Source organism: Salinicola sp. CPA57 (assembly GCF_003206035.1).
Taxonomy (GTDB): domain Bacteria; phylum Pseudomonadota; class Gammaproteobacteria; order Pseudomonadales; family Halomonadaceae; genus Salinicola; species Salinicola socius.
Map to the genome: position 1 here is coordinate 293,171 of NZ_PZJR01000011.1, position 19,342 is coordinate 312,512.

Here is a 19,342-nt window from a genome sequence, read left to right on the forward strand (position 1 = left end):
AAGCGAGGAGATAACGATGACCATTGTGCCACGTCGCTGGCTACTGGCCTGTGGTGTCAGCCTGCTGCTGCCGGTGGGGGTCGCCCATGCGGCCAATGCCCAGTCTCAGGACGACGGCGAACCGCAAGGCTCGACGCTTTGTACCAAGATTCCGATTCCCTGTGACGCGGTCATCGCCCATCGGGGCGCCTCCTACCAGGCGCCGGAGTCGACCCGGCCCGCTTACCTTCTGGCGCGGGATCTGGGCGTCGATTATCTGGAACTCGATCTACAGCGAACGAAAGATGGCGTGCTGGTGGCCATTCACGACAATACCCTGAACCGGAATACCAACGTGGCCGACGTGTTTCCCGACCGGGCCGACGCGGCAGTCTCGAGTTTCACGCTCGACGAGCTCAAGCAGCTCGACGCCGGCAGCTGGTTCAACGCGAGCTATCCGGACCGTGCCCGCGACAGTTATTCAGGTCTCGAAATATTGACGCTGGATGAGGTGATCGACATCGCCGAGAGTGGCGATAACCATCCCGGGCTCTATATCGAGACCAAGGTGCCCGAGCAGTTTCCGGGTATCGAACAGGATCTGCGGGACAAGCTCGAGGCGCGGGGATGGCTCGGCAAGGCAGCGAAGACTCGACCTGCCGCCGAACAGGGGGCTGTGAACGTGGGTGACACGCCGGGCCGCGTGGTGATGCAGACCTTCTCCAAGGCGAGCCTTGAGACGCTGGAGGAGACCATGCCGGAGGTACCGCGCGTCTTGCTGCTATGGCTGGGGAAGGGCGGTATCGAGGCCGCGCCAGCCAAGCCGCAGCGGGACGACGAGAGCAAGGCCGATTACTACGCCCGCCAGCAGGTCGCTTCACCAGAGGCGTATCGGTCCTGGCTCGACTTTGCCAAGGATCATGGCGCGATCGGCGTCGGCCCGTCGGCGATCCAGACGGAGCACGACGGCCAGTTCAGCAGCCAGTTCAGCTACATGGAGCTGGCCGAGCCCTGGATGGTCGGCATGGCCCATGACGACGGCATGCTGGTGCATCTCTATACGGTCGACGAGCCGGCGGACTTCGAACGCTACCAGCAGCGCGGCGTCGATGGCTTCTTCACCAACCGCGCGGAACAGTTGCTGGAATTCCATGGCCATCCGGCCCAGGACCAGGACGCCATCCTCGAGCGCCACGGCTACTGACGACCCGGTCGGGCATCGGCAAAATCGCGTCGACGCCCGGCGTACCCCACGATTTCGACAGAGGAGTTGTTGCATGAGCGCTTCGCGCCCCCAGGCCCAGCCAACCGTACAGATCGACAATGACCGTGTCGTGGTGACCGAGTGGCGCTTTCCTCCTGGCGCCGAGACCGGCTGGCATGCCCATGAGCACGACTATGTCGTGGTGCCGCAGTCCACCGGCAAGCTCGAACTCGAGACGCTGGATGGCCATACGTTCTCGACGCTGGAAGCCGGCGTTTCCTACTACCGGGACAAGGGCGCCGAGCACAACGTGGTCAATGCCAACGATTTCGAATTCGTGTTCGTCGAGATCGAGATCAAGTAGCGCGCTCACGTCGCCAGGCAATGGCGCTGCCTCGAACCATGGAGGATAATCGCCCGTCGGTCATCCTCCATTCATCACGGTATCGCGTTATGACTCAGCCTCACGTCCACGGCCCGGACTGCCAGCACGACCACAGCCACGACCATTATCATGGTGCTTCCGGTCACGTTCACGGCCCGCATTGCCAGCATCATCACCACGAAGCGCAAGCGCCGGCGCGCAATGCGATGAAGGATATCGGCCGCAACGACCCTTGCCCCTGTGGCAGCGGCAAGAAGTTCAAGAAGTGCCACGCCGGCTGAAAGCCTGTCATGGCTTGCCAGCTTCCATCATCGCCTTGAGATGTTCGAGAAACGCCTCGGTCGCCGCCGGCAGCGTGCGGTTGGCGAGTGTCTGCAGCTCCACGTGGCGCGCGTCCATGCCGGCATCTCTGATCGGCACCGCGACCAGCCGGTCATGAAGCAGCCGATGACGAATCGAAATCTCGCCGGCCAGAGCAATGGCGCCGCCCAGCATGGCGAAATTGACCAGTGCCTCGGTGTAGTTGCTGGTGAAAATCGACTCGAAGATCAGATTCTGCTGACTGCAGCAGATGTCGAACAGCTGACGTAACGTCGTCTCCGGGGGCGGCAGGGCGATAGGATGGGGCTGCAGCTGTGCCAGCTTCACGTCACGTCGGCTCGCCAGCGGGTGGTCATGGGCCATCAGCGCCTGGATGCGCGAGCGCTGGCGCGAGGCCACCTGAATGTCGCGCTCCGGGGCCAGGCTGAAGGTCAAGCCGATATCCGCTTCTCCTTCACGTACCTTGCGTGTCACCTCGGCAGGCGAACTCACGCTGAGCCGAAACTGGATGCCTTGATAGCGGCGTCGAAATTGGATGATCGTCAGCGGTATGAAATCCACCGCGAAACCCTCCGAGCAAGCCAGGCGCACCGTGCCACGTTCGAGCCCTTGAAGTGCTTGAATGTCACTGGCCACGCGTTCGGTTTCCAACTGCATGCGCCTGGCATGCGCCGCCAGTAGCTCCCCGGCGGCGCTCGGCACCATGCCTCTGGCGCGGCGCTCGAACAGCTGGGTGTCGAGCTCGTATTCGAGTCGCGCGATCTGCCGACTGATCGCCGAAGCCGCGACATTCAGGCGAATCGAGGCTTCGCTGATCGAGCCGCTTTTGACCACCGTCAGAAAATAGCGCAAGGCAGTTTCCTGCAGCGCGCGGCTATTCATCGCCATGAATATCGATCCATGAAACTCATCCTTTGTTTTTATTAAGGTTTGCCGAAATGGCAACGGTTGATTCTAAACATTGTACTTGTGGCATGGGTGGGCGTTCGATAGCTTCGAGTGAAACGGGGCATTTCTTCAAGCGGATCCACAACACAATATCCTCCGCCAACGAGGCGCCGCCGCCGGTCGTTCGGATGCTCATCCATCAACCCGATCCCATCCAACGATACGCTTTCGTGACAACAACACGCTCTCATCCAACAACACGCTCTCATCCAACAACACAACAATGAGGTTGAAATGCGATCTAACCTGACGTTTCGCCATATCGTGGCCGGCACGGCGCTGTGCTGCCTGTCACTACCGGCACTGGCCAACAAGACCGACGATACGCTGGTCTACGCCTCGGACAGCGAACCCGAAAACATCAGTCCGTATCACAACAATCTGCGAGAGGGCGTGATCATCTCGCACCTGGCGTGGGATACGCTGATCTACCGCAACCCCGAGACCAACGCCTACGAGCCGATGCTCGCCACCGAGTGGCACTGGGTCGACGACACCACGCTTGAGATGACGCTGCGTCAGGGCGTGACGTTCCAGAATGGCGAGCCTTTCAATGCCGACGATGTGGTCTTCACCTTCAATTATGTGGTGTCGCCCGACTCGAAGGTGGTCACGCGTCAGAACACCGACTGGATCAAGAGCGTCGAGAAGATCGACGACACCCATGTCCGCTTCCATCTCAACGGGCCTTTCCCGGCGGCACTGGAATATCTCTCCGGTCCGCTTCCGGTCTTCCCGGATCAGTACTTCCAGAAAGTCGGCCTCGAGGGTTTCAGCAAGCAGCCGATCGGCACCGGCCCTTACCGGATTACCGAAGTGACGCCGGGGGAAGGCGTCAAGATGACCCGCAACGACGACTACTTCGCCGATAGCCCGATCGGCAAGCCGCACATCGGCAAGCTCGAATTCAAGGTGATTCCCGATCAGGATTCCCGCGTGGCGCAGTTGATGACGGGGCAGGTCGACTGGATCTGGCGTGTACCGGCAGATCAGGCCGAGCAGATGCAGGGCATGCCCAACCTGACCGTGGACAGTGGCGAGACCATGCGGGTCGGGTATATCTCCTTCGATGCTGCCAAGCGTGAAAATTCGCCGTTGAGTCATCTCGAAGTGCGTCAGGCGATCAATCACGCGATCAATCGCCAAGGCATGGCCGACAATCTGGTGCGGGGCGGCAGTCGACCCCTTTATGCGCCGTGCTTTCCCGCCCAGTTCGGCTGCGAGACTCAGGATGTGGTCGAGTACGATTATGACCCGGACAAGGCGCGCCAATTGCTGGCGGACGCCGGCTACGGCGATGGTTTCGAGCTGAACCTCTACGCCTATCGCGAGCGGGACTACGCCGAGGCGATGATCGGCGACCTGCGTAACGTCGGCATCCGCGTCAACTTACGCTTCATGACCTCGCCGGCGTTGCTCGAGCAGCAGCGCGGCGGCAACACCGACATGTCGTTCAAGACCTGGGGCTCCTATTCGGTCAATGACGTTTCCGCGTTCACCAGTGTCTATTTCGGTGGCGGTGCCGATGACCACTGGCAGGACGAGCAGGTGCAGCAGTGGCTCCACACCGGCGATACGTCCGTCGACCCCGACGTCCGCAAGGAGAATTATCGCAAGGCGCTCCAGCGGATCTCCGAGCAGGCCTACTGGGCGCCGCTGTTCTCCTACTCCACCTACTACGCCTATACCTCCGATCTGAATTTCACGCCCTACCCGGACGAGTTGCCGCGCTTCGCCGAGGCCAGCTGGAAGTAACGCTTTCCGCTATCCGTAACCCGTACGCGCGGTCCTGCGCCTGGTGAGGCGAGGCCGCGCGGCGTGAGGAGGTTTCATGGGCACTTTCATCATTCGCCGGATTCTGGTGGCGATCAGCGTGGCGCTGACCATCTCGATCGTCAGCTTCATGCTGCTGCATCTTTCCGGCGATCTGGCGACGTCGATCGCCGGGCCGGAGGCGACCGCCGAGCAGGTCGAGCAGATTCGCATCGATTACGGACTCGATCAGCCCATCGTCAATCAATACCTTGACTGGCTGGGTGGCGCGCTGACTTTCGATTTCGGCCGCTCCTACTACTACCAGAGCACGGTGGTCGATCTGATCGTCGATCGAATGCCGATCACGTTGACCCTGGGCGGCCTCGCGCTGGCACTGGCGGTGAGCATCGCGATCCCGCTCGGCGTGTTGGCGGCGCTCAAGCGCGACACCTGGGTCGATCGGCTGGCGCTGCTGTTTGCCGTCGTGGGTCAGGCGATGCCGAGTTTCTGGTTCGGCCTGACCCTGATCGTGATCTTCGCCGTCACCCTGCAGTGGCTGCCTGCCGCGGGTAGCGACGGCTGGCAGCATTTCGTGCTCCCGGCAATCGCCCTGGGCTACTACGCCACGCCCGCGATGATGCGCTTGACCCGGACCGGCATGCTCGAGGTGCTGGAGGCCGACTATATCCGCACGGCTCGGGCCAAGGGGCTGCGCACCGGGTCGGTGATCTTCAAGCACGCGCTGCGCAACGCGATCATTCCGGTGGTGGCGCTGGCCGCCGTCGAACTCGGGTTCATGCTCGGCGGTTCGGTGGTCATCGAGTCGGTCTTCTCGCTCAATGGGCTGGGTCAGCTGGCCTGGGATGCCATCTCGCGCAACGACTATCCCGTCGTGCAGGCCGTGGTGCTGATCATCGCGCTGTTCTACATCGTGCTGACGCTGCTGGCGGATGTCGCCAACGCGGCGCTCGATCCCCGTATCCGCACCCGCTGAGGAGACGACATGACGATTTCGAACGTTTCGCCGGCCGAGTCTTCCGCGTCGACGGCCGGCGCCTCTCTGGGCGAGATTCCGCTGCCGGCGCCGGCATGGTCGCGAGTGACCCGTCGACTGTTCGGCCATCGCGGTCTGGCGATCGGCCTGATCGTGGTCGGGCTGGCCGTGCTGATCGCGCTCTTCGCGCCGCTGCTGGCGCCTCATGACCCCTATCACCAGGACATCGCCAACCGGATGGTGCCGCCGGTGTGGCACGACAAGGGCTCATGGATACACGTACTGGGCACCGACAAGCTGGGCCGCGACACCTTGAGTCGGCTGCTCTTCGGCACTCGCATTTCATTGACCATCGGGCTGGTGGTCGCACTGATCTCCGGCATCATCGGCACCACGCTGGGCGTGCTGGCCGGCTATTTCGGCGGCCGTGTGGATGCGGTCATCAGCTACATCATCACCACGCGTCTGGCGATGCCGGTGGTGCTGGTGGCGCTGGCGCTCTCCTCGCTAACCGGTGGCTCGCTGACCACGGTGATCGTGTTGCTGGGTCTGCTGCTGTGGGATCGATTCGCGGTGGTGTCACGCTCGGTCACCCAGCAGGTGCGCGACGCCGAATACGTCTATGCGGCACGCACGCTGGGCTGCTCGCTGCCGTACATCCTGCTGCGGGAAGTGCTGCCCAACATCGCCGGCTCGCTGATCGTGGTGATGACCCTGGAGATGGCCCACGCGATCCTGCTCGAGGCGACGCTGTCGTTTCTCGGCATGGGCGTGCAGCCGCCGCTACCGTCCTGGGGCCTGATGGTCGCCGAAGGCAAGGCCTACATGTTCTTCCAGCCCTGGGTCATTGCAATTCCGGGGATCGCGCTGTTCGTGCTGGTACTGGCGATCAACCTGCTAGGCGATGGGCTACGGGATCTCAACGCACCGGGAGGGCGCAACTGATGCCATTGCTGGACGTGAAAAACCTGCGCGTCGATCTGCCGGTAGAGGCGGGTACGCTGCACGCCGTGCGCGGTATCGACTTCCACGTCGATCGCGGCGAGATGCTCTGCCTGGTCGGGGAGTCCGGCTGCGGCAAGTCGATGACGTCGCTGGCGCTGATGGGACTGCTGCCGCGCAAGGCCAGGCTGACGGCGGACCGGCTCGAGTTCGACGGGATCGATCTGACCACGCTCTCCGAACGGCGCCGCAGCGACCTGCGCGGCGCGCGGATGTCGATGATTTTTCAGGAGCCGATGACCGCGCTCAATCCGGCCTACACGCTGGGCAATCAACTGTGTGAAGGCGTGATTCGACACTGTGGTGTCAGTCGGCGCGAGGCCAGCGAACGGGCGATCTATCTGCTGGAGCGCGTCGGCATCAGCGCCGCCAAGGACCGGCTCAATCAGTATCCCCATCAGCTCTCCGGCGGGTTGCGACAGCGCGTGATGATCGCCATGGCGCTGATGTGCGAACCCGACCTGATCATCGCCGACGAGCCGACCACGGCCCTCGACGTGACGATTCAGGCCCAGATCCTGCGTCTGCTGCGTGAGCTGCAGCAGGAGTTCGGCACCGCGGTGATCTTCATCACCCATGACCTCGGCGTGGTGGCACGCATCGCCGATCGCGTCTCGGTCATGTATGCCGGCGAGGTGATCGAATCGGCACCCACGCCGGCACTCTACGCCAATCCCGGACATCCCTACACACGCGGCCTGTTGAGCTGCATTCCCGCGCCGGGCAAGACACCTCCCGGCAGTCGACTGCAGGCGATTCCGGGCGTCGTGCCCAGTCTCGTGGGGACCGTCGAAGGGTGCGCCTTTCGCAATCGCTGTCCGCAGGCGCAGCCGACCTGTGAACGGACGCCGCCATTGAAATCGTTGCTCGACGATCATCAGGCCCGCTGTCACTTTGCCGATCAGCCGGTACCGGCGCCGCGTCAACCGGAGACGATGTCATGAACGTAGATTTGACCACCGAGATAGCCGGACCGCGCCCGTTGTCGACGACGCCGAGCGCCGCTTCGATATCGCGAACGCCGCCGGCACTGGAGCTTTGCGGACTCTCGAAAAGCTACACGCTGGGCGGTGGACTGTTCAAACGGGGACGCTCGCTCGGCGCAGTCAGCGACGTTTCACTGCGGATCCCGCGGGGGCAGGTCATGGGGCTGGTGGGGGAGTCGGGCTGTGGCAAGAGCACCCTGGCCAAGATGCTGCTGGGGCTGACGACACCCAGCGAGGGTGACGTGCTGGTCGATGGCAAGCCGCTGCGGGGCGCCAACCAGAAAGCGCTGGCGCGGCACGTTCAGCCGATCTTCCAGGACCCATACTCCTCGCTCAATCCGCGCAAGCGGATTTCACAGATCGTTGGATTGCCGTTGCAGGTGCACGGCATTGGCACGGCCCGCGAGCGAGCGGCACGCGTCGCCGAAACCCTGGATGTGGTCGGGCTGCCCCGACGCGCCGCCGATCAGTTCCCGGGCCAGCTTTCCGGCGGCCAGCGCCAGCGGGTGGCCATTGCCCGCGCGTTGATCATGCGTCCGGACATCGTGATCTGCGACGAGCCGACCTCGGCGCTGGACGTCTCTGTTCAGGCACAGATTCTCAACCTGCTGCTGGATCTCAAGCAGGCGTTCGGATTGACCTACCTGTTCATCAGCCACGACCTGGCGGTGGTCGAGCATCTGGTCGATCGGGTGGCAGTGATGTACCTGGGGCGTATCGTCGAGGAGGGCACGCGAGCACAGATCTTCGGCGCGCCGCGTCATCCCTACACCCAGGCGCTGCTGGCCTCCGCCTTGACGCCGGAGCCCGGGCTGGGCGTGCCGGATATCGGCTTGGGCGACGCCATGCCGGATCCGAGCGCGCCGCCCTCCGGGTGCGCCTTTCATCCGCGTTGCCCCAGGGCTGAGGCGGTCTGTCGTCAACAACGGCCGCGACTGGAGGATATCCGTGGCGACAACGCCCGAGTCGCCTGCCATTTCGCCTGAGTTCGTTCGACACGAACTCAGGCCGTTCCACCATCATTCGAATTCAACGAGGAGAGATTCATGGCGCGACCACAAGCGCTGCAACACGCGCGGGATGGCTTCGACAATGGCGACTTCCTGCGTCAGCTCGATGCCCGCATCGCGGTGCGTAGCGAAAGCCAGGAGGCGGGGCGCGACAGCGAATTACGCCGTTATCTGACCGACTTCGTGATTCCCGATATCGAGAAACTGGGATTCACCTGGGAGATCGTCGATAACCCGGTCAGCGGTTTCGGGCCGTTCCTGCTGGCCGAGCGTATCGAAGTCGAGACGGCGCTGACTTTGCTCACCTACGGTCACGGCGATGTCGTGCGCGGCTACGATTCGCAGTGGCGGGAAGGTCTGTCGCCCTGGCGAATCGTGGTCGAAGGCGAGCGCTGGTATGGCCGAGGCACTGCCGACAACAAGGGCCAGCACACCATCAACTTCGCAGCGCTTGCGAGTGTCATCGACGCGCGCGGCGGCAAGCTTGGCTACAACGTCAAGCTGATTCTGGAGATGGGAGAGGAGACCGGCTCGCCAGGGCTCAAGGCTGTCTGTGAAACCCATCGAGATCGCCTTTCGGCGGATCTGTTCATCGCCTCCGACGGTCCGCGGCTATCGGCGGACTCGCCGACACTATTCCTCGGCTCCCGTGGATCGTTCAACTTCGATCTACGCCTGCGCGTCCGTGACGGCGCGCATCACTCCGGTAACTGGGGCGGCGTGCTCTCGAATCCGGCAACCCGACTCGCCAATGCCTGGTCGACGCTGGTCGATGCCCACGGCAAGATCCTGATCGAAGGCCTGCGTCCGCCGGCGATTCCTGAACCGGTTCGCGAGGCGGTCGCCTCGCTCGAGGTCGGCGCGACACCTGGCGACCCGGCGATCGACACGAGCTGGGGCGAGCCGGGCCTGCTGCCCGCCGAGCGGCTGTTTGCCTGGAATACGCTGGAGCTTTTGGCGATCAAGGCCGGCAACCCGGATGCGCCCGCCAATGCGATTCCCGGAGAGGCGTATGCCCATTGCCAACTGCGCTTCGTGGTCGGCAGTGACCGCGAGCGCTTCCTCGAACATCTGCGTCGGCATCTCGACGCTCACGGCTTCGACGACGTGGAGGTCAGCAGCGCGCGCATGTCGCAGATGAATGCGACGCGACTCGACCCGTCGGATCCGTGGGTAACCTGGGCGCTGGCATCGATTCGCGAGTCCAGCGGCAAGGTGCCGACGCTGCTGCCCAACCTGGGCGGGTCGCTGCCCAACGATGTGTTCGCCGAAACGCTGGGGCTGCCGACGCTGTGGGTGCCGCACTCCTATCCGGCCTGCTCTCAGCACGCCCCCGACGAGCACGCCCTGGCGAGCATCGTACGGGAAGGTCTGGGTATCATGGCCGGGCTATGGTGGGATCTGGCCGAACACGGACAAGACATGTTGAAGGAGCGCGAGCAATGGCATCGCTGAACGATGCAGAGAGAATGACGGCGACGGCCTGCGACTGGCTGGCCGGGCAGCAGGCGGAGATGGTCGACTGTTTGAAGACCTTGGTCGATATCGATTCCAACAGCTACGACAAGGCCGGCACCGATGCGGTGGCGGACGTCATCGTGGGCTGGCTGGAAGCGGACGGTATCGACGTGAAGCGCATCTCGCGTCCGGAATCCGGCGATATTCTCGAGGCGTGGCTGGAGGGCGACGGCAGCGATGCCGGTCATGTGCTGATGATGGGGCATCGCGATACGGTGTTTCCGACCGGCACGGTCGCCGAGCGTGGCTACACCCGGCAGGGCGATACCGCGTTCGGCCCCGGCGTTGCCGACATGAAATCGGGGCTGGTGCTCAATATCTTCGTGCTGCGGGCGCTCAAGCGCCTGTCGCCGTTGCCCTTCCCGGTGCGTGCACTATTCACCGCAGACGAGGAAATCGGCTCCCGCGACGGTACCGCCTTCATTCGCGAAGCGGCCAGTGGTGCACGGGCCGTGCTCAACGCCGAACCGGGCCGTATCAGCGGCAACGTGGTCACCGGCCGCAAGGGCGGAGCAGCCTTTCTGATCGAAGTGACCGGCAAGGCGGCCCATTCCGGTGTCAGCCATGCGGATGGCGCCAGCGCCATCGAAGCGTTGGCGCGCAAGATCGTCAGGCTCCATGCATTGACCGACTACGACAGCGGCGTGACCACCAACGTCGGATTGATCGAGGGTGGGGTGTCGCGCAACACCGTGTCCCCTTCGGCCACGGCACAGCTGGACACGCGCTTCGTCACCAACCAGCAGCGGCTCGATCTGCTGGCAGCGATCGAGGCGATCATTGCCGAGGAGGACATTCCTGGAACGCAGGCAACGATTCGTCAGACGTCGGGATTCCTGCCGATGGAGCCGGCGATGAGCGAGGGGCTGTTCGCGCGATACCGTACGCAGGCCGAGAAGATCGGCTTCAATGTCGAGGGCGAATTCACCGGTGGCTGTTCGGATGCCGGTACCACGGCGAGCCTGGGTATCCCCACGCTCTGCGGAACGGGCCCGGTGGGCGCCAAGATGCATACGGCAGATGAGTATTGCCGACTGGAGACCTTCGTGCCGCGCGCCCAGGCGGTGGCGGCGACGATCGTGAGTCTGGCTGCCGAACCATCGGTGCAGCCATGAGTAGCGGCAGGCAGCACGGCATCCATCAACGGAATGAACGGTGCGACTTGCACTAGGTTACGCAAGGTGACGTTTCGGTTTCACTATGTCGATCAATGATACGTTTTGGCCTCCTTGTGGGGATTGCCGCGTTTCATAATCGACGGGTTCCCGCTTTGCGGGCACTAGCCAGAGGCACGCTGACAGAAGTCATGCCGATGTCATCCAGCCGCGCCACAATAATCGAAACGAACCTCATGCAGGGGAACCCGATGTCTACCGTCACCGCCACGGGCAATAGTCCCGCCAACCCGTCGTCTTCCTTCTCTTCCTTCGAAGATCAGCTTTCGACCTCCCGGTCCAGCAAGATCCTTGCAGACTATGTCAAGGATCATGGCGGTGCGGTGTGGAAAAGCGACCTTCAGGCGCTGGCCAACAATGCCAGCGGCAATACGCCGCCGGAGGTTTCCGCGGCCGCCAGCTATATGCTGAGCCATCCCGATGTCTACACGGCCATCGAGACTCTCGACAATCCGAACGCGGATGGTCTTTCCGGTCACTGGAACTTTCAGAACGCAGCCGATGGCGCGCTTGGGAGTACCGGGACGATGGCCGATCTGAAGGACGTCTTCGATCGAGCCATCAAGAGTTCGGCCGAGATCACCAAGCTGACCACCGAGAAGAAGACCGGGCTGGATGCCACCAAGCAGCGTCCTCAGAACTGATTCCTCGATCGTCACGAAAACGGGAAGCCAATGGCTTCCCGTTCTGGGTCGTATTGTTTTGTCGGGATCCTCGAGGCGTCCGGAGATCAGCGGCGATCGGCGAAACCATCGGTTGCCCGAACCAGCGCGGCCATGATTTCGGGTTCGCTGAACGCATGGCCGGCGGCTTCGATGATCTCGAGCCTCGCTTCGGGCCAGACCTTCGACAGATCCCAGGCGTTTTGAAGCGGGCAGACCATGTCGTAGCGACCGTGAATGATCACGCCGGGAATGCCGGTCAGGCGATCGGCCTGACGCAATAGCTGATCATCGAACTCGAAGAAACCCTTGTTGATGAAGTAGTGGTTTTCGATCCGGGCGAAGGCCAGTGCGAAGTGGTCGACGGCATGCGAAGCGGTGGCATCGACGGGAACCAGCTTCGAGGTTTCGCCTTCCCACACGCTCCAGCGCTGGGCGGCCTCGAGCTGGCGTTCGCGATCCTCGCCCATGAGCCGTTCGTGAAAGGCCGGGATGATATCGTCGCGCTGGCCCTCCGGGAGTATTTCGACCAGGCGCTCCCATTTTTCGGGGAACATGTTGCGCGCGCCGTGCTTGTAGAACCAGTCGAGCTCCTGCTGGCGCATGGTGAAGATGCCGCGCAGCACGAGTTCGCTGACACGCGCAGGATGGCGTTCGGCGTAGGCCAGTGCCAACGTCGATCCCCAGGATCCGCCGAAGATCTGCCATCGCTCGGCACCGATCATCTCGCGCAGACGCTCCATGTCTTCGGTGAGATGCCAGGTCGTGTTGTTGTCGAGACTGGCGTGCGGCGTCGAGCGCCCGCAGCCGCGCTGGTCGAACAGCAGGATGTCGTAGCGCGTTGGATCGAACAGCTGACGATGGATCGGCCGGCAGCCACCCCCGGGACCTCCGTGGAGGAAAACCACCGGCTTGCCGTCTGGGTTACCACAGCGCTCCCAGTAGATCTGGTGGCCGTCTTCGGTCTCCAGATGGCCACTGGCATGAGGTTCGAGGGGGGGATAGAGCGGATTGGATTCGGACATGATTGACCTTGTTGGAAATCTGACGCTGCGTCGTCTTGTCGTCGCACCAGCATAAGGGCCGCACGGGGAGGGTGCCAACTGCACTGCCGGCCCCGCCATCGAGATTCGGGCGGTCCGCACGGACAGTCGATGCCGATGATGTCGTCATGGACCTCTGCTACCATCGTCGCCTATATACGTTGGCAGAGCGCCGACACTCGAATCACGTTAGAGGGCAGCCGCGCATCGGGCTGCAACGGACATCCATGAAATCTCGCGACACCGGTTTTCGTCATCTGGTCTACTCCACGGGGTACTCGTTGAAAGGTCTGGTGGCGGCATTTCGCAACGAGACGGCCTTTCGCCAGGAAGTGGCGCTTTGCGTCGTGCTGGTGCCCTTTGCCTGGTGGATCGGCAAGAATCCCGTCGAATGGCTGGTGCTGGTCGGCAGTTGCATCTTCGTGCTGATCGTCGAACTGCTCAACAGCGCGGTGGAGACGGTCGTCGATCGAATCGGCCCCGAACATCACGAGCTCTCCGGGCGCGCCAAGGACATCGGCTCGGCGGCGGTGATGCTGGCCCTGGGGATGGCGGCCGTGACCTGGGGGCTGCTGGCCTGGGACAAGTTCTTCGGTTGATGTCGCCCAGTTCGTTGTCCCCGAGGCGAGTGAACAACGTCTAGTCTTCCAGATCCTGCGGGGTGTCGACATCCCGCCAAATGCCGGCATCGTCGACATCGACGAGATGAACGGCTTCGCGATTCGCCTTCACGATGGCTCTCGCCCCGTCTCCTTTCTTCAGCTGTGCCAGCGCCGGCCAGAAAGTGCGCCCGAACAGCACCGGATGACCGCGTTGTCCCTGATGGCAGGGGATGACGATACGCTCGGAACGGGCATGGCGATTGAGTTGTGCACAGGTGGTCGCATTCAGCCACGGCATGTCTGCCAGTACCACGGCGGCAGCGACTGCCGGCTCGTCTTCAACGATCAGATGACGGAACGCGTCCCCGAGGCTGCCACCCAGCCCGCCGCTGGCGTGGGCCGCCGTCAGTCGCCGAAGCGGGGAGGTTCCGGCCAGCTCGAGCGCAGCGAGGACGGCATCGTCGCCCGGGCGCGTCGTCAGCCAGCATCGGGAATAGGCCTGTGAAACCGTTTCCAGCGTCGTCGCCAGCAGCGTTCGGCCGTCGCCGAGCCTGGCCTGGCGCTTGTCGCTGCCGAAGCGGCGAGACACGCCGGCCGCCATGATCAGCGCCACGACGGCTGGCGGCTCGGTCTGGGAGTCAGAGCTCATGGCGTGACTTGCCGCGCCTTACGCGGAGCACGTCTGCGACCACGGCGAGGGCGATCTCGGCGGGCGTCTTGCTGTCGAGATTGAGCCCGATCGGCATCTGGATGCGCGAAATGGCGTCGTCGTCCAGTCCGCCGGAGCGCTTGAGACGCTCGGCGCGCTTCTCGGAAGTGCGTTTCGACCCCATCACGCCGATGTAGAACGCCGGCGTGCGTACCGCTTCGATCATCGCCAGATCGTCGATCCGGGGGTCGTGGGTCAGCGCGACGATGGCGGTAGCGGCGTGGGTGGCGCCGGCGCCGATGAACAATGACGGCAGCACCGACTGCACCTCGATGCCCTCGACCTGGAAATCGCGGCGGGCTTCTTCTCTGGGGTCGCAGACGATCACCTCGAAGCCCAACGTGCGCGCGAACTCGGCGCAGAAACGCGACACCGGCGAAATGCCCGCGATGATCAGGCGCAGAGCCGGCCCCACCCGAAGCTGGATGATCTGGCCGTCGCGCTCGACCCGCGGACCATTCTCGCCGGCTTCGACGAAGCGCTTGCGGCCGCTCTCCAGATCGATCCGCCGGACCAGCGAGCGCTGGCCCAACAAGGTGGCGTGAAGCACTTCCAGATGCGTCAGCGTCGCGGCATCCGGCGTCAGCCGCTCCACCAGCACGTCCAGAATCCCGCCGCAGGGCAGCGATACCTGAGGGGATTCGTCGGCGCCTTCACCGTAGCGTACGACCGACAGCGCATCGTCGAAATGCCCCTCGGCGATCCTGCCGAGAAAGTCCTCTTCGATGCAGCCGCCGGAGAGCGAGCCGACATGCGTGCCGTCGGCCTTGGCGACCAGCATCGAGCCCGGCTCGCGCGGCGAGGAGCCGAATGTCGCCAGCACGCTGCAGAGCCAGATCGGTTCGCCGGCATTGGCCCATTCGAGGGCGGCATCGATGACTTGGAGATCGAGGTGTTGCATGAGGTTTCCGTTGTGAGCGAGAAGGCCGCGTCTTCCGTGACGGGCGGAAAGGTCATGGTGCCTAGGATAAGGGATCTTCGGGGGCCCGTGGGGTCGAGTTCCGCAACGATGCGCCATTTGACGGGCGGCCGTGAGTCATGATCGACGGCCGGCGAACGGCGAATGAGGAGCGACTCACGACCAGCGAATGACTGGTGAACGTCAGCACCGGGCGATGCGCTTGCAGAAGTCCTCGAAGCGGCCGCTGTAGTAGTGCTCGCGAGGCCAGCCGGTGCGCGGGAGATAGAAGAACATCTCCTCGAGCCGCGACTTGATGGTCGAATGATTCTTGGTGTCGATGACGAACACATGCTTGCCCTTGGCATCGTTGGGACTCTCCGCCAGCTGGCGCAGGATGAATCGAACCAGCGAGTCCTCCTGGGGCATGCTGTAGCCGACGATCACCAGCACGTCGGTTTCGCGCAACAGACGCACGGCCTTGGGAAAGACCTGATGGAAATAGGGTTCGTCGTAGTCCTGAACCTGGGACGGCAGGATCAGCAGCGGCGGCTCCTGCCGGATTTCGGTATCGCTGCGGCGGCGATACTCGAAGTCGAAACCCTGAGCCGTGGGCAGGATCTCGAACCCGCCGTTGATCTTGATCACGTTGCGATCGACGGTGCGCGGCAGGTGCTCCCAGATCGAACCGCCGCAGATCCGCTGTGGCGTGATGCCGCGATACAGGCGACCGAATACCGGAGCCTGCTGGCGGTAGACGTGCTCGAGGATGGTCTCGATGGTGAAATCGTAATTGGTGGTCAGGAAGTGATAGAGCGGCCAGTTCTCGTCGAGGCCGGCGCGTTCCGCGCGATCTTCCAGCGAGGCGAAGAATTGCGTGATCGCGCGCTGGCCGTCGCTGTCGTAGGGCGAGGTGAAGCGTAACGTGGTGTCATCGACGTTATGGATGTCGCAGGCGGCGCTGAAGCGACGCATGACCAGGGTTCGCAGCTCGTGAATGCTCAGCCGCAGGTTCTGGTCGTCGAAGTAGCGATTGCGGATATCGGGGTAGCGTACCTGCATGTCGAGCACGTAGCGCAGGTTCTTGAATCGCTCGAAGTCCAGGTGGCGATAATGCTCCCAGCCGATGACGTGCATCACATGCTGGAGGTTGGGAAAATCGCGAATGTCGTCGAGATCGATGGCGAACAGCTCGCCGTCGGTGGGCGAGCGCGGATCCCACGCCTTCGAGAACCCCGCGCCGCACCAGAAGGTGACGACGGGCGGCTTGCGCAGCCCGAAATCCTGCGCCAGCAGGCCCGACATGAGCGTATCGAACGCCTCGACGGTGGCGGCGTTGCTGATCTCGGTGGATGACATCGAATCACGCCTCCCGGGTCGGCGGCACGTCCACGACGTCATCCAGGCCAATATCGACCGCCGGTGCCGATTGGGTGATCCGCCCGACCGAAATGAAGTCGACGCCGGTTTCGGCGATGGCGCGTATCGTCTCCAGGCGTACGCCGCCGGACGCTTCCAGCGGTTCGCGGCCGCGCACCAGCTCGACGGCGCTGCGCATCGTCTCCACCGCCATGTTGTCGAGCATGATCATGTCCGCGCCGGCGGCGAGCGCTTCCTCCACCTGATCCAGCCGGTCGCACTCCACTTCGATACGCGTCAGCACCGGCACTCGTGATCGAGCCCGCGCCACGGCCTCTGCGATACCGCCGCAGACCGCGATGTGGTTGTCTTTCAGCATCACGCCACTGTCGAGGCCGAGCCGATGGTTGCGACCGCCGCCGCAGGCCACGGCGTGTTTTTCCAGCGCGCGCAGGCCGGGTGTCGTCTTGCGGGTATCGACCAGCTGCGCGCCGGTGCCGGCGACCCGTTCGACGTATTGCGCCGTGAGGGTCGCGATGCCCGACAGATGCTGGATCAGATTCAACGCGGTGCGCTCTGCCGTCAGCAGGCTACGGGCCGGGCCTTGCAGCCGCATCAGCGTGATGCCTTCGGAGACCGTCTGGCCGTCCACGGCCAACAGTTCGATCTCGATACGCGCGTCGTAGAGCGAGAACACGCGGGCGGCGACCGCAAGCCCGGCGATCGTCATTGGCTCTCTTGCGCGCATCTCGAACTGGCCGATCGACGCTTCGTCGACCATCAGGGTCGCGGTCAGATCCACGTGACCGATATCTTCGGCCAGGAAGTCGCGCAGGCGTGCGTCGAGTGCCATGGGGTCCATCTGCCACACGGTCGAAACGTCAGAGACTAGGGAGGTTGCGGTCATCGAAAATTCCATGGCGGTTTCATCGTCTTCGAGACTATCGCGTTATCATGGGCGCTGCAGTGATGCGCTTACTGTAAATGACAAAATGTCCAAAAAGCACAAGGTGGGGAATTGCCAATGAGCGCTCGGGGTTGGATATGGGGCGTCTGGATACTGGTCCTTTCGTGTTACGTCGTGCCGTATGGTCTGCTTGGACAGGTTCATGCCTGGTACGGCAGCTTCCTGTTCTGGTGCGTGGTCGGCGTGCTGGTCATCGTCGCCAACATCATGATCACCCGGACGTTTCAGACAGGGGAGTCGCCTGACGCGGAGCCTCGCGGTGACGAGTTGCCGACGCAGCGGAGGCGCAGACGATGACGACAGGACTGATCTGGAGCGCGGTCATCGTCTACCTGATCGTGGGCCTGGGCGTTGCCTTTCTCTCCCGCGGCAAGACCACCAACGGGGCCGGTGTCGACATGTCCGGGTATTTTCTCGGCAACCGCCAGATGAACGGTTTCGTCTCGGCGCTGAGCTACAGTGCCACGACCTACAGTGCCTTCATGATGGTGGGGTTGGCGGGGCTGACCTACGCCGGGGGCGTCGGCGCGTTCGGGTTCGAGATCGTCTATTTCGCCGGCGTGTCGCTGGTAGCGATCTTCGGGCCCAAGTTCTGGGCGGTGGGCAAGCGTTTCGGTTACGTGACGCCCAGCGAGATGCTCGGCCATCGATACGGCGATCGAAAAGTCGCCGTGGCGACCGCCATCGCCAGCTGTCTGTTTCTGATCCCCTATGCGGCGGTACAACTGGCCGGCGTCGGCTATCTGCTGGCGGGGATGAGCGGCGGCGCGATCTCGTTCACCACCGGCGTGGTCGTGTCGACGGTACTGGCGATCCTGTTTTCCTATATCGCCGGGATTCGTTCGGTGATGTGGACGGACTCGCTGCAGGCACTGTTCATGATCGTCGCGTCGACATTGGTGGCACTGCTGGTGGTGCACTCGCTTGGCGGCTTCGCCGAGCTGTTCGACACGCTCGCCACGGAGCACCCGGCTTCTCTCACGGTCCCTGGGCCAGGACTTTTCAGCTTCACCACCTTTCTGGGGCTGACGATTCCATGGTTCTTCTTCAGTCTCTCCAACCCCCAGGTCAGCCAGCGGCTGTTCATGCCGGCGTCGCTGAAGTCGATGCGCCAGATGCTGATCGGCTTTCTGATCTTCGGTTTCCTCTACACCGTTGTCTCGGTGCTGTGGGGCTTCTCGGCGCTGGTGGCGTTCCCCGATCTGGCCCAGTCGGATCTGGCGACGCCGACGCTGCTGGCCTCCGAACACGTGCCGCCGGTGCTGGGCGTGATCGTGATGGTGGGGATTCTGGCGGCGGCGGTGTCGACCATCGATTCGATCATGCTGACGCTGTCGTCGATGCTGTCGCGGGACGTCTATGCCAACATCGCCACCGGTGCCAGCGAGGCGACACAGCTCAAGGTAGGCAAATGGGTGCTGCCGGTCATCGCGATTCTCGCCTTCCTGTTCGCGGAGCTGCAGCTCAGTCTGATCGCGGTGCTCTCGGTGGCGGCTTCCACCGGTCTGGTCGTCGTCGTTCCGGCGATCATCGGCGCCTTCTACTGGAAGCGCGGTACGGCGGCGGGTGCGCTGGCCAGCATCGTCATCGGCGGTCTGGTCGTTATCGCGCTTTACCTGAGCGGCGCCAAACCGCTGGGGCTGCCGGCAGGTATCTGGGCGCTGCCGGTTGCCGTGGCGCTGTTCGTGATCGTGAGTCTACTGACCCGGCCGAACCGAGAGTCGGCCAGCGAGTTCATGACAACGGCGGGCACGGCGACATCGAGTGGCGGGAGAGCTGCTGCAGGCGAGTCTTCCGGCATCTCGCCCGACGGTCGCCTGTAACC

General features: G+C 63.3%; 20 protein-coding genes. 14 read left to right on the plus strand and 6 right to left on the minus strand.

The window, feature by feature from the left end; all coding sequences use genetic code 11:
* Positions 1 to 16: 16 nt before the first annotated feature.
* The 3 genes from DOM36_RS13570 to DOM36_RS13580 all read left to right on the plus strand — a co-directional run bounded on the left by DOM36_RS13570 (position 17) and on the right by DOM36_RS13580 (position 1,849).
* Positions 17 to 1,183: a glycerophosphodiester phosphodiesterase gene (locus DOM36_RS13570; protein WP_110643400.1), complete on the plus strand. Its 1,167-nt coding sequence runs from the start codon at positions 17 to 19 to the stop codon at positions 1,181 to 1,183.
* 73 nt (positions 1,184 to 1,256) lie between these two features.
* On the plus strand, positions 1,257 to 1,547 hold the full coding sequence (locus DOM36_RS13575; protein WP_075569569.1) for a cupin domain-containing protein: 291 nt from the start codon (positions 1,257 to 1,259) through the stop codon (positions 1,545 to 1,547).
* An 89-nt stretch (positions 1,548 to 1,636) separates the two neighbouring features.
* The gene (locus tag DOM36_RS13580; RefSeq protein ID WP_232823840.1) at positions 1,637 to 1,849 is read left to right on the plus strand and encodes an SEC-C metal-binding domain-containing protein; all 213 of its coding nucleotides are present in this window, start codon (positions 1,637 to 1,639) and stop codon (positions 1,847 to 1,849) included.
* 7 nt (positions 1,850 to 1,856) lie between these two features.
* Here the strand turns inward: DOM36_RS13580 and DOM36_RS13585 are convergent, their stop codons facing one another.
* Entirely contained in the window at positions 1,857 to 2,777 is a 921-nt protein-coding gene (locus tag DOM36_RS13585) for a LysR family transcriptional regulator (RefSeq protein WP_232823841.1), read from the minus strand.
* Between the two features lie 294 nt (positions 2,778 to 3,071).
* Between DOM36_RS13585 and DOM36_RS13590 the strand changes: the two genes are divergently transcribed.
* The 8 genes from DOM36_RS13590 to DOM36_RS13625 all read left to right on the plus strand — a co-directional run bounded on the left by DOM36_RS13590 (position 3,072) and on the right by DOM36_RS13625 (position 11,921).
* On the plus strand, positions 3,072 to 4,592 hold the full coding sequence (locus DOM36_RS13590; RefSeq protein ID WP_110643401.1) for an ABC transporter substrate-binding protein: 1,521 nt from the start codon (positions 3,072 to 3,074) through the stop codon (positions 4,590 to 4,592).
* A gap of 76 nt (positions 4,593 to 4,668) precedes the next feature.
* Positions 4,669 to 5,586 (plus strand): ABC transporter permease, encoded by a 918-nt coding sequence (locus tag DOM36_RS13595; RefSeq protein WP_110643402.1) that lies wholly within the window; start codon positions 4,669 to 4,671, stop codon positions 5,584 to 5,586.
* A 9-nt stretch (positions 5,587 to 5,595) separates the two neighbouring features.
* Complete coding sequence (locus DOM36_RS13600; protein ID WP_083941643.1) at positions 5,596 to 6,531, plus strand: ABC transporter permease; 936 nt, start codon at positions 5,596 to 5,598, stop codon at positions 6,529 to 6,531.
* Complete coding sequence (locus DOM36_RS13605; protein WP_232823842.1) at positions 6,531 to 7,532, plus strand: ABC transporter ATP-binding protein; 1,002 nt, start codon at positions 6,531 to 6,533, stop codon at positions 7,530 to 7,532. Before DOM36_RS13600 ends, DOM36_RS13605 begins: the two co-directional genes overlap by 1 nt.
* On the plus strand, positions 7,529 to 8,560 hold the full coding sequence (locus DOM36_RS13610) for an oligopeptide/dipeptide ABC transporter ATP-binding protein (RefSeq protein WP_110643403.1): 1,032 nt from the start codon (positions 7,529 to 7,531) through the stop codon (positions 8,558 to 8,560). Before DOM36_RS13605 ends, DOM36_RS13610 begins: the two co-directional genes overlap by 4 nt.
* 60 nt (positions 8,561 to 8,620) lie before the next feature.
* Positions 8,621 to 10,039 carry a M20 family metallopeptidase gene (locus DOM36_RS13615; RefSeq protein WP_075569573.1) on the plus strand — a complete coding sequence of 473 codons (1,419 nt, stop codon included), beginning with the start codon at positions 8,621 to 8,623 and terminating at the stop codon, positions 10,037 to 10,039.
* Positions 10,027 to 11,217 carry a M20 family metallopeptidase gene (locus DOM36_RS13620; protein ID WP_198651286.1) on the plus strand — a complete coding sequence of 397 codons (1,191 nt, stop codon included), beginning with the start codon at positions 10,027 to 10,029 and terminating at the stop codon, positions 11,215 to 11,217. The genes DOM36_RS13615 and DOM36_RS13620 overlap by 13 nt, the downstream gene beginning before the upstream one ends.
* 251 nt (positions 11,218 to 11,468) lie before the next feature.
* Positions 11,469 to 11,921, plus strand: coding sequence for a hypothetical protein (locus DOM36_RS13625; protein ID WP_110643552.1), 453 nt, complete (start codon positions 11,469 to 11,471; stop codon positions 11,919 to 11,921).
* 86 nt (positions 11,922 to 12,007) lie between these two features.
* On the opposite strand, the gene pip is transcribed toward DOM36_RS13625, so the two are convergent.
* Positions 12,008 to 12,964 carry a prolyl aminopeptidase gene (gene pip / locus DOM36_RS13630; protein WP_110643404.1) on the minus strand — a complete coding sequence of 319 codons (957 nt, stop codon included), beginning with the start codon at positions 12,962 to 12,964 and terminating at the stop codon, positions 12,008 to 12,010.
* Between the two features lie 245 nt (positions 12,965 to 13,209).
* On the opposite strand from pip, the gene DOM36_RS13635 reads away from it, so the two are divergent.
* A complete protein-coding gene (locus DOM36_RS13635) occupies positions 13,210 to 13,581 on the plus strand; it encodes a diacylglycerol kinase (RefSeq protein ID WP_075569575.1) in 372 nt (123 codons plus the stop codon).
* Positions 13,582 to 13,621: 40 nt separating this feature from the next.
* On the opposite strand, the gene DOM36_RS13640 is transcribed toward DOM36_RS13635, so the two are convergent.
* The 4 genes from DOM36_RS13640 to nadC all read right to left on the minus strand — a co-directional run bounded on the left by DOM36_RS13640 (position 13,622) and on the right by nadC (position 17,457).
* Positions 13,622 to 14,233 carry a nucleotidyltransferase family protein gene (locus DOM36_RS13640; RefSeq protein ID WP_110643405.1) on the minus strand — a complete coding sequence of 204 codons (612 nt, stop codon included), beginning with the start codon at positions 14,231 to 14,233 and terminating at the stop codon, positions 13,622 to 13,624.
* The gene (locus DOM36_RS13645) at positions 14,223 to 15,194 is read right to left on the minus strand and encodes an XdhC family protein (RefSeq protein WP_110643406.1); all 972 of its coding nucleotides are present in this window, start codon (positions 15,192 to 15,194) and stop codon (positions 14,223 to 14,225) included. Before DOM36_RS13645 ends, DOM36_RS13640 begins: the two co-directional genes overlap by 11 nt.
* Before the next feature lie 201 nt (positions 15,195 to 15,395).
* Entirely contained in the window at positions 15,396 to 16,550 is a 1,155-nt protein-coding gene (locus DOM36_RS13650; protein ID WP_075569578.1) for an SIR2 family protein, read from the minus strand.
* A gap of 4 nt (positions 16,551 to 16,554) precedes the next feature.
* Positions 16,555 to 17,457, minus strand: coding sequence for a carboxylating nicotinate-nucleotide diphosphorylase (gene nadC, locus DOM36_RS13655; protein ID WP_198651287.1), 903 nt, complete (start codon positions 17,455 to 17,457; stop codon positions 16,555 to 16,557).
* Positions 17,458 to 17,574: 117 nt separating this feature from the next.
* Here nadC and DOM36_RS13660 point away from each other — a divergent pair, with 117 nt between their 5' ends.
* Both DOM36_RS13660 and DOM36_RS13665 read left to right on the plus strand, forming a co-directional pair.
* The gene (locus DOM36_RS13660; RefSeq protein ID WP_075569579.1) at positions 17,575 to 17,814 is read left to right on the plus strand and encodes a hypothetical protein; all 240 of its coding nucleotides are present in this window, start codon (positions 17,575 to 17,577) and stop codon (positions 17,812 to 17,814) included.
* Positions 17,811 to 19,340, plus strand: a complete 1,530-nt coding sequence (locus DOM36_RS13665) for a sodium:solute symporter family protein (RefSeq protein WP_110643408.1) — start codon at positions 17,811 to 17,813, stop codon at positions 19,338 to 19,340. Before DOM36_RS13660 ends, DOM36_RS13665 begins: the two co-directional genes overlap by 4 nt.
* The last annotated feature ends 2 nt before the right edge of the window (positions 19,341 to 19,342 follow it).

Bases quoted from the DNA above. Each gene is read 5' to 3' on its own strand.
- DOM36_RS13615 (WP_075569573.1), top strand. From the start codon at position 8,621: ATGGCGCGACCACAAGCGCTGCAACACGCGCGGGATGGCTTCGACAAT.
- DOM36_RS13600 (WP_083941643.1), top strand. From the start codon at position 5,596: ATGACGATTTCGAACGTTTCGCCGGCCGAGTCTTCCGCGTCGACGGCC.
- DOM36_RS13620 (WP_198651286.1), top strand. From the start codon at position 10,027: ATGGCATCGCTGAACGATGCAGAGAGAATGACGGCGACGGCCTGCGAC.
- DOM36_RS13645 (WP_110643406.1), bottom strand. From the start codon at position 15,194: ATGCAACACCTCGATCTCCAAGTCATCGATGCCGCCCTCGAATGGGCC.
- DOM36_RS13590 (WP_110643401.1), top strand. From the start codon at position 3,072: ATGCGATCTAACCTGACGTTTCGCCATATCGTGGCCGGCACGGCGCTG.
- DOM36_RS13585 (WP_232823841.1), bottom strand. From the start codon at position 2,777: ATGGCGATGAATAGCCGCGCGCTGCAGGAAACTGCCTTGCGCTATTTT.
- DOM36_RS13625 (WP_110643552.1), top strand. From the start codon at position 11,469: ATGTCTACCGTCACCGCCACGGGCAATAGTCCCGCCAACCCGTCGTCT.
- DOM36_RS13595 (WP_110643402.1), top strand. From the start codon at position 4,669: ATGGGCACTTTCATCATTCGCCGGATTCTGGTGGCGATCAGCGTGGCG.
- DOM36_RS13570 (WP_110643400.1), top strand. From the start codon at position 17: ATGACCATTGTGCCACGTCGCTGGCTACTGGCCTGTGGTGTCAGCCTG.
- DOM36_RS13580 (WP_232823840.1), top strand. From the start codon at position 1,637: ATGACTCAGCCTCACGTCCACGGCCCGGACTGCCAGCACGACCACAGC.
- DOM36_RS13640 (WP_110643405.1), bottom strand. From the start codon at position 14,233: ATGAGCTCTGACTCCCAGACCGAGCCGCCAGCCGTCGTGGCGCTGATC.
- DOM36_RS13610 (WP_110643403.1), top strand. From the start codon at position 7,529: ATGAACGTAGATTTGACCACCGAGATAGCCGGACCGCGCCCGTTGTCG.
- nadC (WP_198651287.1), bottom strand. From the start codon at position 17,457: ATGACCGCAACCTCCCTAGTCTCTGACGTTTCGACCGTGTGGCAGATG.
- DOM36_RS13575 (WP_075569569.1), top strand. From the start codon at position 1,257: ATGAGCGCTTCGCGCCCCCAGGCCCAGCCAACCGTACAGATCGACAAT.
- DOM36_RS13660 (WP_075569579.1), top strand. From the start codon at position 17,575: ATGAGCGCTCGGGGTTGGATATGGGGCGTCTGGATACTGGTCCTTTCG.
- DOM36_RS13665 (WP_110643408.1), top strand. From the start codon at position 17,811: ATGACGACAGGACTGATCTGGAGCGCGGTCATCGTCTACCTGATCGTG.
- pip (WP_110643404.1), bottom strand. From the start codon at position 12,964: ATGTCCGAATCCAATCCGCTCTATCCCCCCCTCGAACCTCATGCCAGT.
- DOM36_RS13635 (WP_075569575.1), top strand. From the start codon at position 13,210: ATGAAATCTCGCGACACCGGTTTTCGTCATCTGGTCTACTCCACGGGG.
- DOM36_RS13650 (WP_075569578.1), bottom strand. From the start codon at position 16,550: ATGTCATCCACCGAGATCAGCAACGCCGCCACCGTCGAGGCGTTCGAT.
- DOM36_RS13605 (WP_232823842.1), top strand. From the start codon at position 6,531: ATGCCATTGCTGGACGTGAAAAACCTGCGCGTCGATCTGCCGGTAGAG.